At 47.1% G+C, this 15,967-nt stretch carries 13 protein-coding genes; 10 read left to right on the forward strand and 3 right to left on the reverse strand.

What is annotated here, in order from left to right:
* The first annotated feature begins 167 nt into the window (after window positions 1-167).
* The 3 genes from ychF (at window position 168) to ACM615_RS18635 (ending at window position 4,192) form a co-directional block, all read left to right on the forward strand.
* On the forward strand, window positions 168-1,259 hold the full coding sequence (ychF, locus tag ACM615_RS18625) for a redox-regulated ATPase YchF (RefSeq protein ID WP_112288718.1): 1,092 nt from the start codon (window positions 168-170) through the stop codon (window positions 1,257-1,259).
* A gap of 171 nt (window positions 1,260-1,430) precedes the next feature.
* Window positions 1,431-1,778, forward strand: coding sequence for an HNH nuclease YajD (gene yajD / locus ACM615_RS18630; protein WP_112288719.1), 348 nt, complete (start codon window positions 1,431-1,433; stop codon window positions 1,776-1,778).
* Between the two features lie 206 nt (window positions 1,779-1,984).
* Window positions 1,985-4,192: a TonB-dependent receptor gene (locus ACM615_RS18635; protein ID WP_431012314.1), complete on the forward strand. Its 2,208-nt coding sequence runs from the start codon at window positions 1,985-1,987 to the stop codon at window positions 4,190-4,192.
* 63 nt (window positions 4,193-4,255) lie between these two features.
* Here the strand turns inward: ACM615_RS18635 and ACM615_RS18640 are convergent, their stop codons facing one another.
* Both ACM615_RS18640 and ACM615_RS18645 read right to left on the reverse strand, forming a co-directional pair.
* Window positions 4,256-5,842: a glucan biosynthesis protein gene (locus ACM615_RS18640; protein WP_431012315.1), complete on the reverse strand. Its 1,587-nt coding sequence runs from the start codon at window positions 5,840-5,842 to the stop codon at window positions 4,256-4,258.
* Window positions 5,843-6,072: 230 nt separating this feature from the next.
* Complete coding sequence (locus ACM615_RS18645; protein ID WP_431012316.1) at window positions 6,073-7,032, reverse strand: quinone oxidoreductase family protein; 960 nt, start codon at window positions 7,030-7,032, stop codon at window positions 6,073-6,075.
* A gap of 138 nt (window positions 7,033-7,170) precedes the next feature.
* Between ACM615_RS18645 and ACM615_RS18650 the strand changes: the two genes are divergently transcribed.
* The 7 genes from ACM615_RS18650 (at window position 7,171) to ACM615_RS18680 (ending at window position 14,754) form a co-directional block, all read left to right on the forward strand.
* A complete protein-coding gene (locus tag ACM615_RS18650) occupies window positions 7,171-8,055 on the forward strand; it encodes a LysR family transcriptional regulator (RefSeq protein ID WP_431012317.1) in 885 nt (294 codons plus the stop codon).
* Window positions 8,056-8,157: 102 nt separating this feature from the next.
* Window positions 8,158-8,796 (forward strand): NAD(P)H-dependent oxidoreductase, encoded by a 639-nt coding sequence (locus tag ACM615_RS18655; protein WP_159281184.1) that lies wholly within the window; start codon window positions 8,158-8,160, stop codon window positions 8,794-8,796.
* A 321-nt stretch (window positions 8,797-9,117) separates the two neighbouring features.
* Window positions 9,118-9,642 (forward strand): fimbrial protein, encoded by a 525-nt coding sequence (locus tag ACM615_RS18660; RefSeq protein WP_129639984.1) that lies wholly within the window; start codon window positions 9,118-9,120, stop codon window positions 9,640-9,642.
* A 72-nt stretch (window positions 9,643-9,714) separates the two neighbouring features.
* Window positions 9,715-10,242, forward strand: coding sequence for a fimbrial protein (locus tag ACM615_RS18665; RefSeq protein WP_129639983.1), 528 nt, complete (start codon window positions 9,715-9,717; stop codon window positions 10,240-10,242).
* A gap of 26 nt (window positions 10,243-10,268) precedes the next feature.
* Entirely contained in the window at window positions 10,269-11,066 is a 798-nt protein-coding gene (locus ACM615_RS18670) for a fimbrial biogenesis chaperone (RefSeq protein WP_431012318.1), read from the forward strand.
* 159 nt (window positions 11,067-11,225) lie between these two features.
* A complete protein-coding gene (locus tag ACM615_RS18675; protein WP_132966188.1) occupies window positions 11,226-13,766 on the forward strand; it encodes a fimbria/pilus outer membrane usher protein in 2,541 nt (846 codons plus the stop codon).
* A gap of 10 nt (window positions 13,767-13,776) precedes the next feature.
* Complete coding sequence (locus ACM615_RS18680) at window positions 13,777-14,754, forward strand: fimbrial protein (protein ID WP_431012319.1); 978 nt, start codon at window positions 13,777-13,779, stop codon at window positions 14,752-14,754.
* 40 nt (window positions 14,755-14,794) lie between these two features.
* Here ACM615_RS18680 and ACM615_RS18685 read toward each other — a convergent pair whose 3' ends face one another.
* Window positions 14,795-15,433: a helix-turn-helix domain-containing protein gene (locus ACM615_RS18685; protein WP_431012320.1), complete on the reverse strand. Its 639-nt coding sequence runs from the start codon at window positions 15,431-15,433 to the stop codon at window positions 14,795-14,797.
* Between the last annotated feature and the right edge of the window lie 534 nt (window positions 15,434-15,967).

Here is a 15,967-nt window from a genome sequence, read left to right on the forward strand (position 1 = left end):
AAAAATGACGGAACTGAGGCAAGGTTTAATCCGCAGCCTGCACCACCTGGGATCACAAGCGGATCGAGATAAATGTCGTTTACGTGTATAATGCGGGGAATTATGGTCATTACATCGTGCGGTTAGAGTTAATCGCTTGATAACTAAGCTATTAAGGTGAGAAAAACATGGGATTCAAATGCGGTATCGTGGGCCTGCCCAACGTCGGTAAATCTACTCTGTTCAATGCGCTGACCAAAGCGGGTATCGAAGCAGCAAACTTCCCGTTCTGCACCATCGAACCGAATACCGGCGTGGTGCCAATGCCTGATCCGCGTCTCGACAAGCTGGCCGAGATTGTAAAACCGCAGCGTATTCTGCCAACCACCATGGAATTCGTGGATATCGCAGGTCTGGTAAAAGGCGCATCTAAAGGTGAAGGCCTGGGTAACCAGTTCCTGACCAACATCCGTGAAACCGAAGCGATCGGCCACGTTGTACGTTGTTTCGAAAACGACAACATCATCCACGTTAACAACAAAGTGGATCCGGCTGACGACATCGATGTCATCAACACCGAACTGGCGTTATCTGACCTCGATACCTGTGAGCGCGCCATTCACCGTGTGCAGAAACGCGCTAAAGGCGGCGATAAAGATGCCAAAGCGGAACTGGCTGCGCTGGAAAAATGTCTGCCACAGTTGGAAAACGCGGGTATGCTGCGTGCGCTGGATCTGACCGAAGAAGACAAAGCGGCCATCCGTTACCTGAGCTTCCTGACGCTGAAACCGACCATGTACATCGCGAACGTCAACGAAGACGGTTTCGAAAACAACCCTTACCTCGACGTGGTGCGTAAGATCGCAGATGCCGAAGGCTCCGTGGTTGTGGCCGTCTGTGCAGCGGTTGAGTCTGATATTGCTGAGCTGGAAGATGCTGACCGCGAAGAGTTCATGGCTGAACTGGGCATTGAAGAGCCCGGCCTGAACCGTGTGATCCGCGCCGGTTACGAACTGCTGAACCTGCAAACTTACTTCACCGCTGGCGTGAAAGAAGTCCGCGCATGGACCATCCCTGTCGGTGCTACTGCGCCACAAGCTGCAGGTAAGATCCACACCGACTTCGAGAAAGGCTTCATCCGCGCACAAACCATCGCGTTCGAAGACTTCATCACCTACAAAGGTGAGCAAGGCGCGAAAGAAGCCGGCAAAATGCGTTCTGAAGGTAAAGACTACATCGTTAAAGATGGCGACGTGATGAACTTCCTGTTCAACGTCTAAACCGCACTTTAGTTTCTGCATTAACTTAAAACCCACGCATTGTCGTGGGTTTTTCTTTTTATGATCAGGCTGCTGGCGCCCGACTCCCTCTTTCATTTCGCCTCTCCCTCATTACGCGATATATTAGAGGCATTCTCATAAAATTTTCTCTTTGTAACAGGTAACATCTCAATGGCACTGATCCCAAAAAACTACCAGCGGCTGGAAAGCGGCTATCGTGAAAAAGCGCTCAAAATCTATCCGTGGGTGTGCGGCCGCTGTTCGCGGGAGTTTGTGTATTCAAACCTGCGTGAGCTGACGGTTCACCATATTGATCACGACCACACCAATAACCCGGCAGATGGCAGTAACTGGGAGTTGTTGTGTCTGTATTGCCATGACCACGAGCATTCAAAGTACACCGAAGCCGACCAGTACGGTTCAACGGTGGTGGCCGGTGAGGATGCACAAGATGATGTTGGCGCTGCCACCTATAACCCGTTTGCCGATTTACAGGCGATGCTTAATAAGAAGAAATAGATTCAATTACGCTCCTTCAGCAAAACTAAAAACCTCGGCATTAACCAAAATCCACGCGATGCCGTGGATTTTTTTATGATGTACGGGGCGATTCCAGCCAAAAAAGTTAGTCCCCTAAGATTTTCCTTGCATCCCAAATTGTTGTAAGCATAATCGCAAATCCAAATAATAATGATTCTCAGTCCTTTTTACATCAGGGTTACATTATGCGCGATTCAGTTACATTCACAGGGTTCAAACCGAGCCTGCTGGCACTCTTTGTCAGCGTCACCTGTATACCGGCGATGGCGGCGACCGCCCCTGCTCCGGCGACCTCTTCGACAGCAGCGTCAGGCGATACCATGACCATCGTCAGTACGCCAGATAATGAATTCAAACCAGGCGGAAATGATCTGGTTCCGGCTTATCTCGACGGACAGGTGGCGCATGGCGGCCGTCTCGGTATGCTCGGCGAACAAAATGCGATGGATGTGCCGTTCAACGTGATGAGCTTCACCTCGAAACTGGTGCAGGATCAGCAGGCAAAAACCATCGCTGATGTAGTGCGTAATGATGCCACCGTCCAGAACGTGCAGGGATACGGCAACTTTGCTGAAACCTACCGCATCCGTGGTTTTGAACTCGATGGCGATGACATGACCTATGGCGGACTGCCGGGCGTCGTTCCCCGTCAGGTGATGGATGCCTCGTTAATCGACCGGGTAGAAATTTTTAAAGGTGCCAACGGATTGATGAACGGCGCGGCAGCGACCGGCGTCGGCGGCATGATCAACCTCGAACCTAAACATGCGGACGACACGCCACTGACCCGCGTCGGTGTTGATTACACCTCCTCTTCTCAGGTCGGCGGCACATTGGATCTGGGGCGTCGTTTTGGCGATGACAACCAGTTTGGTGTCCGTCTCAATGCCGTTAACCGCGAGGGTGAAACCGATATTGATGGCGAGAAAAAACGCACCACGGCAGCGTCACTCGGGCTTGATTATCGCGGCGATCGTCTTCGCACTTCCGTGGATATGGGCTATCAGAAGAAGACCTTCCACGACGCCCGCCTTGGCGTAAATATCAGCGGTGTAGATTTCATTCCGAAAGTGCCGTCTAACAGTCACAACTACAGTCAGGACTGGATTTACAGCAACATTGAATCTGAGTTCGGGATGGCAAAAGCGGAATACGATGTCACCGATAACTGGACCGTCTATGGCGGTGTTGGCGCACAGCATTCGCGGGAAACCGGCGACTACGCGTCCCCTGCGCTGAAAGATGAAGATGGAACGGCGACGATTGGCCGTCTGGACACTAACCGCATCATCAACAACTTCAGCGGTATGGCAGGCATTCGCGGCAATTTCGATACCGCATTTATCACTCACAAAGTGAACTTCGGTTATTCTGCGCTGACATCACGCAATAACACCGCCTGGCGTATGGCCTACGGTGCCAACGCAGAAAACACCAATATTTATGACACCCCGAATGTCCCGAACCCGATACCTAATCTGTCAGGCGGCAATTACAACGATCCGCTGACGACCGGACGTAACCGCACTCAGGGCTATTTACTCAGCGATACGATGGGTGTGCTGGATGACACCGTATTGTTCACCGTCGGTGCCCGTCATCAGAAAGTGGTTGTGCGTAACTACAGCAATGCCACCGGCGCAGAAGACGTTTCAACGCGTTACGACGACAGTCGCTGGATGCCGACGTACGGCGTGGTCTATAAACCGTGGCAGGTACTTTCCCTCTACGCCAACCACACCGAGTCTTTGCAGCCGGGCGATATTGCGCCGGATACCGCGAAAAACTACGGTACAACCACCGGGATTGCGCATTCAAAACAGAATGAAGTGGGCGTAAAATCAGATTTTGGTCGCATCGGAGGTTCACTGGCGTTATTTGAAATCAAAAAACCTTCCGGCATCCTGAACAGTGATGGCTATTACGGCATGGACGGTGAACAACGTAACCGTGGCGTAGAGCTGAACGTGTTTGGCGAACCGGTGCTGGGCCTGCGCCTGAACGGCAGCGCGACCTGGATTGATCCGAAGATGACTAAAACTGAAGACAATACGTACAACGGTAAAGATGCGATTGGTGTGCCGCGATACAATCTGGTGCTGGGCGCAGAATATGACATCAAACCGGTGGAAGGCCTGACCGCAACCGCGCTGATTAATCATTCCGGATCACAATGGGCTGATTCTGCTAACACGAAGAAAATTGACTCGTACACCGTGCTGGATCTCGGCGTGCGTTACCGGACTAAAATCAACCAGAACGATATGGTCTGGCGTGCTGGGGTGGATAACGTGACCAACGAAAAATACTGGTCAAATATCGACAGTACCGGCACCTATATCTATCAGGGCGAGCCGCGTTCTCTGAAAGTCTCCATGACTTACGATTTCTGATCCTGAACGTAATGAACAGCGGGGATGCAATCTGCATCCCCGTTTTTTATGTGGTCTTAACCCTCAAACTCCCTGCATCGGTTTTGGTGATGAGGTAAACGGCAGATACTGATACATCCAGGTTTCTGACAGTGTTTTATCGCCGGATTTGAGGTAGAGCCGGAGTTCAACCGGTTCTTTGCCGTCGACGTGCAAATCAAAAAATGTCCGCCAGTGGCCTTTATCTGAAGGGAGTTTGTTCACCTTAATATCTTTCAGCGTGCCGCGTGATGCGCTGACCACCGCATCAATATGTGCATCTGCGGGCAGTTGCTCCAGTACGTCGCCGTGGAATTCAACCATAAATTTGCGTGCCGCAGGATCGGTATAAGCGCCGGGATTGCCCCCTCTTCCCAGCCGGGTTATCCCACAGCGCGCCAGTTTTGAAGGATAAGGCTCATCGGCCAGCCAGTGCATACGATAACTAAACTGATGTTCACTACCGGCTTTGGCTTCCTGCTCAGGTACCCACATCGTAACAATGTTATCGAAAATCTCGTCGTCGGTAGGGATTTCTATCAGCTGTACCGAGCCTTTGCCCCACTCACCTTTCGGTTCAACCCACAAATCCGGGCGCCGCTCATATCCGGCTGAGCCAAGATAGCTCTCAGGATCACGTTGTTTCTGCATGAGGCCAAAACCCCGCGGATTATTGTCACTAAATGCTGAGACTCTGATTTGCAAAGGATTGTTCAGTGGCCGCCAGATATGTTCGGCACTGCCGGTCAGGATCGCTAAACCGTCGGAGTCATGGACTTCAGGTCGCCAGTCGGAAGCGGATCCTTTCGCCATTTCGGAAAACCAAAACATCGAGGTTTGCGGGGCGATACCCAAACGACCCACGTCACGGCGTAAAAACAGGACGCAGTCGACATCCATCACCACGCCTTTGGTGCGCTGCAGGTCAAAACGGTAGGCACCACAGACACTCGGCCCATCCAACAGTGCATAAACCACCAGACGATCGCTGTCTTTCTCCGGAGATTCGAACCAGAAATGCGTGAAGTCGGGGAACTCTTCTTTGGTGTCGCCAAAAACGGTGTTAATTGCCACGCCGCGTGCAGACACCCCAAACTGGCCGAGTTCGCCCACAGCACGGAAATAAGACGCCCCCAGAAATGATACCCAGTCTTTCACTGGCGGCTTGTTAAGGGGTTGCCGATGCTCCAGCACGCGAAAGCCGCTGAAAACGTTACCTTTCACGGCAGACAGTGCACTTTGACTATTATCCGGGAAGGTAAAATAATCCGCATTCTGGACGATTTCCCGGGCGCGTTTGTTTTCAACCACCGCCATTTTTACCGGCAATTTATGCAAATTGCTGACGCTAAAGAAGGTCACCGGAAAACGACTGACGCCCTCATTGAAAAGCGCATATTCCGGCTTATACATGACCTTGCTGTAGATGTCGTAATTGATGCTGGCCACTGAACTGTCGGGCACCTGTTGGGGCGCAACATAAGGACTTTTGGCGCTTTCTTTTGCCTGTTGGATGAGCCCTTCGAAGCTAAAAGGTGTATCAGTTCCCAGTTTTAAACCTTGTGCTGCAAAGACGGCTGGCGTGAAACCCAGCGCGGAGAGCACCATTGAAAATGAAGTATAGGTAATCAAGTCACGCCGCGTAACCATAAACAGCACCCACTTATGTTTGAGAATAATTGTTCTTTTAAGTAAGTCTTATCAGAAAGTAAGAAGCTATTTACCAGACAAGTTGTGCTTCAATTCTAGAACACTTTCTCAGAAAAAATAGGCGCGGAGACACAGACAAAAAATCCACGCAAGGCATGGATTTTTCTTCTCATCAGGCAACCGGTGTTAACAATATTCTCCGGAGCAGACTTTTAGGGTTTAAGAATGATTTTGCCACTGAAACTGCGGGTTTCGAGCAAACGGTGAGCCTGTGCACCGGACGATAATGCGAATTCGGTGACAGGCGGCAGTGTCACCTTTCCTTCTTCGATCAGCGCAAACAGACGATCTGCGCGACGCTGGCGCTCTTCACCGGATGTCAGATACGTCCACAGATCGGCACCCAGTATGCCGTGCGAATTTAGCTGAAGGCGTGAGGGATCACATGCAGAAAGCGCGCCGCCTGACATACCGAACAACACCACCCGCCCGCCGTCTTTGAGCGAATCAAGACTTTCGGTGAGCGTTGTACCGACAGAATCAAACACGACGTCAAGCCCCCCGCCCTGCCATTCCCTGACTTCTTTAGCCCAGGTATCGTAACCGCCAGCGGCTTCTGCGCCGAGCTCCAGACAGGCAGCCTGCTTGTCCTGATTCGACGCGACAGCAAACGCATGTATGCCCTGATGTTTCAGCATCTGCAACAGCAAGCGGCCAACGCCACCCGCCGCCGCCAGTACCGCGACGTGCATTCCTGCACGCAAGGGCAATACATCGTGCAGCAGATAATCGGCGGTCAGCCCCTGCAATAACACCGCTGCAGCGTCAGATTCTGACAACCATTCCGGCAGACGGATAGCGTGTTCAGCGGGGACACGAATGTGACTGGCATGTGCCAGAGGGACATCAGCGAAACCGACGCGATCGCCGGCTCTCCATCCTTTTACGTTTTCTCCGACGGCAATAACCCGCCCGGCACCTTCATAACCGGCGATATACGGTGAATTGCCTGCCAGCGGGTAGCGCCCCTGACGACGATAAATATCGGCGAAGTTCAGTCCGGCAGCGGTCACCGCCACCAGCAGTTCATCAGCGGCCGGAATTGGATCCGCAGCTTCATGCATGTGTAACACCTCTGCCGTACCTGTACTTTCAAAAACCAGTGCCTGCATTGCCGTTCCTTAACATTAATTTTTACGGGTATGGCGGCGATTATCGGCATGTGGACAGCGCAGATAAAGTGATGTCTGCTTTATTAATTCGATAATAAAAATTTATAATGTGATTCTTTATTCTCACCGGACGAAACAATGGATTACTTAAAGTGCATTGAATCCTTTATCAGCGCGACAGAGTCCGGCAGTTTTACCGCAGCCGCCGATAAACTGGGCATTACGCCAGCGATGGTAGGCAAACATATCCAGATGCTGGAAAAACGCACCGGCTGCGTGCTGATCAACCGCACGACACGCCGTCAGGGGCTGACAGAAGCCGGGCACCGCTTTTATCTGTACGGCGTGCAGATCCTCGCGACGGTGGAAGATGCGGATTCACTGGCGCGGCATCTCAACCAGGAAGTCACCGGTCTGTTGCGTATCAGCGCACCGGTCTCGTTCGGACAGCGGATCCTGACGCCGATATTGTCGACCTTTTTGCAGCGTTATCCTGCCGTGAATGCCTGTCTGGTGCTGAGCGACCGGCGGGTGGATATGATTGAGGAACGCTTCCAGATAGCCATCCGCATTGGCAGTTTGCAGGATGAAGGCTATATCGCCGTGCCGCTTCCTCCGTATGAAATGCTGCTGGCGGCATCGCCTGCGTATCTGGATAAACACGGCACACCCGTGACTCCGGCTGATTTATCCGTTCATAACTGCATCAGTTTCAGCCAGTGGCGTGCTGATCATCTCTGGTCGCTTAACGGACCGCAGGGGCTGGTTGATGCACAGGTTTCCCCGAGACTCACCGTCGATTCTGGTGAAGCTATCCGTCAGGCCGCTTTATCCGGGCTGGGGATCGTCATGCATTCCTGCGTGATGTTGCAGGAAGATATCGATGCCGGAAGGCTGCGCCGCGTGTTGCCTGATTACGCGCCGGTATCCAGAGCGATGCATTTGTTGCGATTGCCCAACCGCCCGGCGCCTCTGGTTTCCGCTTTCTCTGAACACTTTATGGAAGCGCTGGCTAAGCCCTGAAAAACGTGGCGAAATCTTATTGAGCTCAGGGCTCAAATCCATAAAACTGTGGTGCGCGATCATGCGAATATTCACGCCTGCACACTTTCACGGAAATAAAATATGACGACCTTAAATGAACGCCTTGAGTGGCGCTATGCCACCAAAAAATTTGATGCCAGCAAAACGGTAGAAACTGAAAAACTGGAACGCATTCTCGAAGCCATTCGTCTGGCACCGACATCCAGCGGGCTGCAACCGTTCGAACTGTTTGTGGTCACTAATCCGGATGTCCGCGCCAAAATCCGTACCGTTGCCTGGGGTCAGGCGCAGGTCACCGACTGTTCTCACCTGCTGGTATTCGCGGCCTGGGACGACATCACGCCGGAACGCGTGAACATGATGTTTGACCTGACCAATGACGTGCGTGGTTTTAAAAATGAAGGCTGGGAGAACTACCGCCAGATGCTGCTGGGCATCGTGGCTGAACGCGGTACCGAAGCGAATTACCAGGCCGCCGCACGCCAGGCCTATATCGGTCTGGGCGCCGCGCTGATTGCTGCCGCTTTTGAAGAAGTCGATGCCACACCGATGGAAGGGTTTGATCCTGTCGCCGTCGATGAAATTCTAGGTCTGAAAGAGAAGAACCTTCGCAGCGTCATCATATTGCCACTGGGCTACCGCGCCCACGAAGGCGACTGGCTGGTGAACCTGAAAAAAGTCCGTCGCAGCCGGGAGAACTTCGTCACTGAGATTAAATAATACACACATCGGTCCCATCTTTTGTAGCACCGCCTTATTATTACATGGCATTGCGAAAGGTGGGATTTACCTCTCTTCATCTAATTAATAAACTTAATTGACACGCCCTCCCCCATTTTTAATTGCATCCTTTCCGTACAATTATTTAATTCCTATTTAAAATCCGAATTTGGACAATTATGAAATTGCTATGGCTATAACATCAAACTGTCCCTATAGTTAGCAAGCTCTTTATAATATGTATTTATTATATTTAGACAGGTAAACATTCCTTATACGGATAGATACGTCGGGCATTACTCGTAAATTAAAGGATTAAATATGAACAAAAAATTACTTCCTGTATCCATTGCAGCATTAATGATGATTGGCGGTATTAATACTGCCTCCGCTGCAACTATACTTTTCACCGGTTCAATAGGGGCAAGTAGTTGCATCCTGGATGTGAATAACAGTGGTTCTACGGTAGGCGACGTGGATATGGGCAGCATTTCGGTTAGTTCGCTGACCGCTAATGGCGGCGCAACTTCGGCTGCCGTTCCGTTCACTATAAGCCTTAAAAATTGCACTGGTGGTTCATCTTATTCAATTGAATTTGCTGGAGCCAGCTCCTCTTTCAATGAAAATTACTACACTGCTCCGGAGTCAATGGGCTCCGGTGTATTCTATGAAATCAAAGACAGTGAAGGTCGTAACGTCAAATCTAAAGAGTTAATCGCAACCAATATCTCTAAAGATGAACAATCTGCTGATATGCATTTCACTGTAAACTTATTGGCAGTAAACCAAATAGTTAATCAGGGTAGTTTCGTTATGCCTAATGGTATAAATGTTCATTATGAATGATTTTTGATGCAGATTTTTCCACTACGCATAATTAATTAACATTAATAAACATCACCAATATACGGATATATTATGAACAAAAAAATCATCGCAATTCCCTTGAGTATCTTACTTACTTTGGGCCTAATGGAAACTGCCTCGGCAACCGGCACCGTTAATTTTAAAGGAAATTTAGCAGGCAGTGTCTGCACAATTGATGTCAATAATACTGGCCAGGACAGTAGCAATATCGATCTGGGGACTATTGAAGCTAATACTCTCAGTACTGTAGGTGCAACTTCGCCGGCAGTTAATTTCAAAGTCAATATGACAGGTTGCCCATCAGGTTATTCCAGTTTTCAGTTCCAGTTTTCTGGTGATGAATATGCTTCAACGGGCGACTTTGCTGTATCGCATGGAGAGGATGACGGCATCGTTATTGAACTGAAAGACAGTAATGGCAGCCAGATATCACCTAATACCCCGATTCAGGTGGCAGCACCGGCCAGTAGCGATGCAAAAATAGAACTGCCTTTCACTGCAAATATTCGCTCTACCAAAGGTGAAGCCGCAGTCGGTCAGTTTGTTATGGCCACCAATATTTCTGTTCTGTACGAATAACAGATAGCCGTAAATAATGGTCGTTTATGAGACAGCCTGAAAAGGATGTCTCATTAAATAAGGCTCACTATTTTTTTCAATTTGTGGATCTCTTTATGTCATTTGTGAAAAAGGCCCTATTGCCTCTCATTCTATTAACCCAATCATCATTCGTTTTTGCGGGTATTCAAATCGGCGCAACACGTGTTATTTATGAGGAGCAGAGGCAGGATTCAGTCATAAAGATATCAAACCCAGACAAAAGCAACAATTATCTGATCCAGTCATGGGTTGAATCATTATCAGACACCCCTTCCGCAACAGATGCCATAAAGAAAAAATCAAAATCTAAAGTTAAATCTCCTTTTATCGTGACTCCTCCACTCTTCAGCCTTTCTGCCGGCGAAGAAAATGTGTTGCGTATTATTCATAATGGTGCCGCCCTGCCCGCAGATCACGAGTCCGTCTTCTGGCTGAATATTAAGTCCATACCTGAGACTGAAAAGAAAGAGTCGAATACGATGGTTTTTTCAGTCAAGTCAACGTTGAAACTTATCTATCGTCCTGAGGCGCTCTCCGGGGATAAAGCAACCCGTGCCTATCAAAAAATCACGTTCAAAAAGCAGGGAAACCAACTCGTTGCGACGAATCCGACCCCGTATTACCTGACATTTTCCTCGCTCAAGGTTGATGGCAACGAACTGGTGATTAAAAACAAAGCAATGCTTTCGCCAGCTTCGTCATTGACTTATGACTTAGGAAATTCGTCAAGCGCAGCAACGGTCTCATGGACAACGCTGGGCGATCAGGGCCAGACAACACCTGCAGAATCATCGAAACTCTGATTTTTAAGTTAATTCTTCCATGCCGTCCACATTTACTGATGAGGACGGCATTTTGTTTTTTGTGTTTTTGCTTAAGAAGTCTCACTGACCAGACGTAAGAATTGCTCCCTTTTTATTCATATCTCAGGAAGGCGCAGCTGTAAGATTAAAGGATTGATCATGTCAACATTGTTCTACCTAAAAGCCGCAAAAAGGCCAAAATATTCCTGGAGTAAAATAGCCTGCATAACGTGTGCTGAATTATTGATCATCCTGAACCCGACGTTGGCCTTAAGCGCAGAAAAATATTATGACGCAAGCGCACTTGAATTAGATGGTCCCGAGGGTGAACAGCAGGTAGACCTTTCTCGATTCAATACGCCGGGTAAACAGTTACCTGGTATATATCACGTCGAAATATTTATAAATGAACAAAGCATCGGACAACATGAAATTAATTTTGTAGAGAATGAAAAAGGAGAATTAGAACCAGAGATCCCATTGAGCCAATACCGTAAAGCAGGTGTTAAAATTGATGAAATTCCTGCATTTTCGCACATTAAAGACGATAGCATCATTGTAGATATTGACAAGAAAATTGAAGGGGCATACGCAAAATTTAATTTCAAACAACAACGCGTTACGATTAACATCCCACAAATTTTAATGAAAAATATTCCTTCCGATTACATTGATCCAGAACAATGGAGTCAGGGACTGACAACTGTTTTTACCAGCTATGACTTTAGCGGTGCCCAGACCCATGATAAAAATATGGGTTCTGAAGAAGGCGACCAGTATCTTAATTTACACAATGGCGTAAATCTCGGAGCATGGCGATTAAGGAATTATACAACCTGGAGTCATAATTCCAGTGGTGATAAGTGGAATAATATCAATACTTACCTGCAAAAGGATATTGCCACACTAAAAGGTAAATTAACTCTGGGTGACGATTCAACCCAAAGTGATGTTTTTGATAGTTTAGCCTTTCGCGGGGTGGAACTTGCCTCCGAAGACAGAATGATGTCAAGCCGGGAAAGTGGCTTTGCTCCTGTTATTCGCGGCATAGCGAATACCGCAAATGCTCAGGTTACGGTCAGTCAGGGTGGCTATGTGGTTTATCAAACCTATGTGCCGGCTGGCCCGTTTGAGATAACTGATTTATTCCCCAGTACGGGTGGTGGAGACCTCGACGTTACCGTTAAGGAAGCTGACGGTCGTGAACGCAAATTTACGCAAAGTTTTGGTTCAGTCCCAGTCATGCAGCGGGAAGGACATTTGAAATACGAAGTGATGGCGGGTAAATATAACAATGACAGTGGATCCGCTCAAGATCCTAATGTTGCTTTAATTACCGGGCTTTATGGTTTACCACATGATATGACCGTATACGGTGGCATAACTAACAGCGATAAATATACAGCGCAACAGCTTGGCTATGGCCTCGGATTAGGATCATTTGGTTCTGTGTCTTTTGATGCGACACATTCGGAAACGCGCACTGACGGTAAAGTTTTTTCAGGAGAGACATACCGCTTAAAGTATGCAAAATCTCTTATCAGCACGGGAACACAAATTAATTTATCCGCCTTTATGTTTCCGGATAAAAATTATTACTCTTTTGAAGATGCGCTGGAAATTATCAGTAATGATTCAAATTCATCAACTGGCAAAAAAAATAACCGGTATGAAGTAAGCTTTAACCAACCACTGAAAGATTATGGTTCCATTTCAGTCTATGCCTACAGACAAAACTATTGGGATCAGGAACCCGATAATTATTTTTCAGTTTCCTATAGTGGTAGTTATGGTGCTACGACGCTAAGCATTAACTATAACTATACACAGAGCGAAAACGGCAAACCGGATAAACAACTCGCCTTAAACCTTCAGATACCTTTAGAAAGTTTATTGCCGCAAACCTGGGCGACATATTCTATGACATCAGACAGTTCCAACCACATTACCCAGACGGCAGGAATCAATGGCACCCTTCTTGAAGACAACAACCTGAATTATGGTATCAATTCCACTGTGGGAAACGATAGTGATGGCGGCAGCATTAATGCGGTCTATAAAGGATCATCTGCTGAACTGAGCAGTAATTACAGTGAGTCGTTATCAAACAGACGCTTAAGTTATGGCATCCGGGGGGCCATACTGGCACATCCTTATGGGGTAACACTCTCCCAGCCATTATCTTCCGATGCGCCTATTGCATTGGTCAGAATACCTGATCAGGAAAATATTTCGATTACAAATGGTGTCGGCATCAAAACCGACAGCCGGGGATATGCCGTCGTGCCAAATATACAGCCCTACAAGGTCAACGCAATTGGGCTCGACACTGATACTCTGGGCAGTAATTTAGAGATTGCCACAACGATGAATAATGTCATCCCTGCTGATGGTGCATTAGTATTAGCTGACTTTAATGTCCGAGCAGGTGAACGTGTATTAATGACATTATCACGCCCTGACAATCATGAAATTCCTTTCGGCGCGACAGCCACAGCAGGTGAAAACAGTGGCAACAGTATTGTTGCGGATAATGGCTTAGTGTATTTAATTGGTATGCCAAAAAAAGGAATAGTGACCGTAAAGTGGGGAGATGAAGAGGATGAGCAATGTCAGGCAGCGTTTGAACTTCCCGCTCTTCCCAAAGACAGTAAAGTAAAAAAATTCTCAATGGTTGAAGTAAATGGATTATGTGTTTAGGAGATAAATAATGTTACACCCAGGAACACCAAGAAAGCCAGTGACAAAAATGTCATTATTACTCACGACTACAGGGGTGTTTTTTCTCTTCTTTTTTCCTGTACAAAGCCAAGCTCAATGCACATCGACTGAGCAAGCGCGTGAATTGACATTTACCCCCGGACACATCGTGATCCCGCACAATCGTCCGGCGGGCTACGTACTTTATGAACAAGTATTGACCGATCCTTCCAGTGGAGGAGTCAGTAAGATACTCAACTGTCAGGGGGGCGGTAAAATAAATGCCAGAATTAATTTAGGCAATTTATTAAAAAACAACATTTACAGTACAAACATTCCGGGTGTCGGATATCGTTTATCATTAACTGAACATTCATTTCCCTGGGATCTTGATTTGAAATGTGACAGTACGAGTTGCCAACGAGATATCCCGGTTAATACACAATACAAACTAGAGTTAATCAAAACTAATGACCGTAAGACAACGGCAGGCATTTTATCCGCAGGGCGTTATGCTAAATTAATGACTGACGGCGGGAGTGATATTACTCACATTAATATTGGCAGTACCATAATCGCACCCTCTGCGTGTACACTTTCCGATGAAAATATTCACGTTGATTTAGGGCGCTTTGATGTTAAAGATTTCAAAGGGCCGGGTAGCAGCGTAGGCGAGCGAAATTTCAGAATTGATCTCAATTGTGATGCCCAAATGCAATACAGTATTGTATTTGATGGCACAGAGCCGGAAGCAAAACCTTCCAATGGACTGATTGCATTAGATAAAACCTCAGGCAGTGCCGAAGGGATCAGTCTAAGAATCAAGCATAACAGTCAGCCAGTTGAGTTGAGGAAAGATATCCCCTTCACATCGGACGTGATGGGTACAACCTCGTTATTATTCAGTGTTGAATACTACCAGATGATGGAGAAAGTGGTTGCGGGTAAAGCCAATGGTAAGGCGACATTTAATATACGCTACGATTAATATTTTATGAGGGAGTCATCGGTGATTCCCTCATAAGTCATCAGTATTTCTCAGGGAGTTTATTAATTTTTATCAGCTTGCCTCTTTTTATTTCAACATATCCGCCCTTACGCAGATCAGAAAGAATCTTCATTATTCCACTTCTGCCAAGATAACATCTTTCGGAGATATATTTTTCAATACTGTAATTTTGGATTATTTCATCAGGCTCATTGTTCATTTCGAGCAATAATGACTTAATCACCAGATAGCTACTTCTATGCGAAATATCATAGTACCGGCTGGACAGGAAACCGACCTGAAATGCCAGAAAATGCGCCAGAGAACTCCAGCATTGTTTTTTTGAGATGATTTCAATGGCCAGCTCACTTTCTAACCGATAAATCACACCATCTGAAATATGCTCAATAGCCAAAAGACCCATTTGTTCCGGATATAACCCTTGTGCCATACCAAAAATATAAGGTGCTGATACTGTTTTAATGCTCATTCCTACAGAGAGGTCTTTGACGAGGAAATGTCCAGACTTCACTAAATAGACAAATGAGATATTTTTATCATCAGTATACAAAAATTCACTGTTATCCGTCACTGCCAGTTTGGTCGAATATGGAATAAGAGAGTCAAATATTATTTTAATATGCGCGTTGAGGATATCTCTTTTTGTTTCAAAATGCATTATTTTTAGAGTCCCGCACTAAATAAAAATGTGATTATACTCTTTAAGAGAGTAGATCGGCACTCTATTTTATTCGCTTAAACACAGTGTCATCAATTAATTTAATTCAAAAGTTAAATATTTTCTCCGCTGACATTTTGATGATGAATACCATCACTGCCTTTCACGAACGCAGAATAAAAAGGTAAACGCCTTCGTGGTGACAGCATCACAATAATATTGAGGATATGTTTTATGTGACAACATAATCTTCATGTTTGTAAAAGAAAAACAAACCCTTTGCATAAATACAGTGAAGTTTATTCATGAATTCTATACATAACGTTTATGCCATTTCACCTGATTATCCCCCATCCATTTGCCGGTAACATCGCTTCTTCATCATCTTCACAAGAATAATCATGTTTGCGGTCAATATTGCCGGTTCAGCTTCTGCACTGATGAGTTCGTTGCAATACGGCAGCGGGATTATTTCTTCGACAACTGACTGACAGCGCGATCAGCTCGTCCCCCTGCGAAGCGGGACGAGCAAGG

Source organism: Rahnella sp. PAMC25617 (assembly GCF_050606005.1).
GTDB lineage: Bacteria > Pseudomonadota > Gammaproteobacteria > Enterobacterales > Enterobacteriaceae > Rahnella > Rahnella variigena.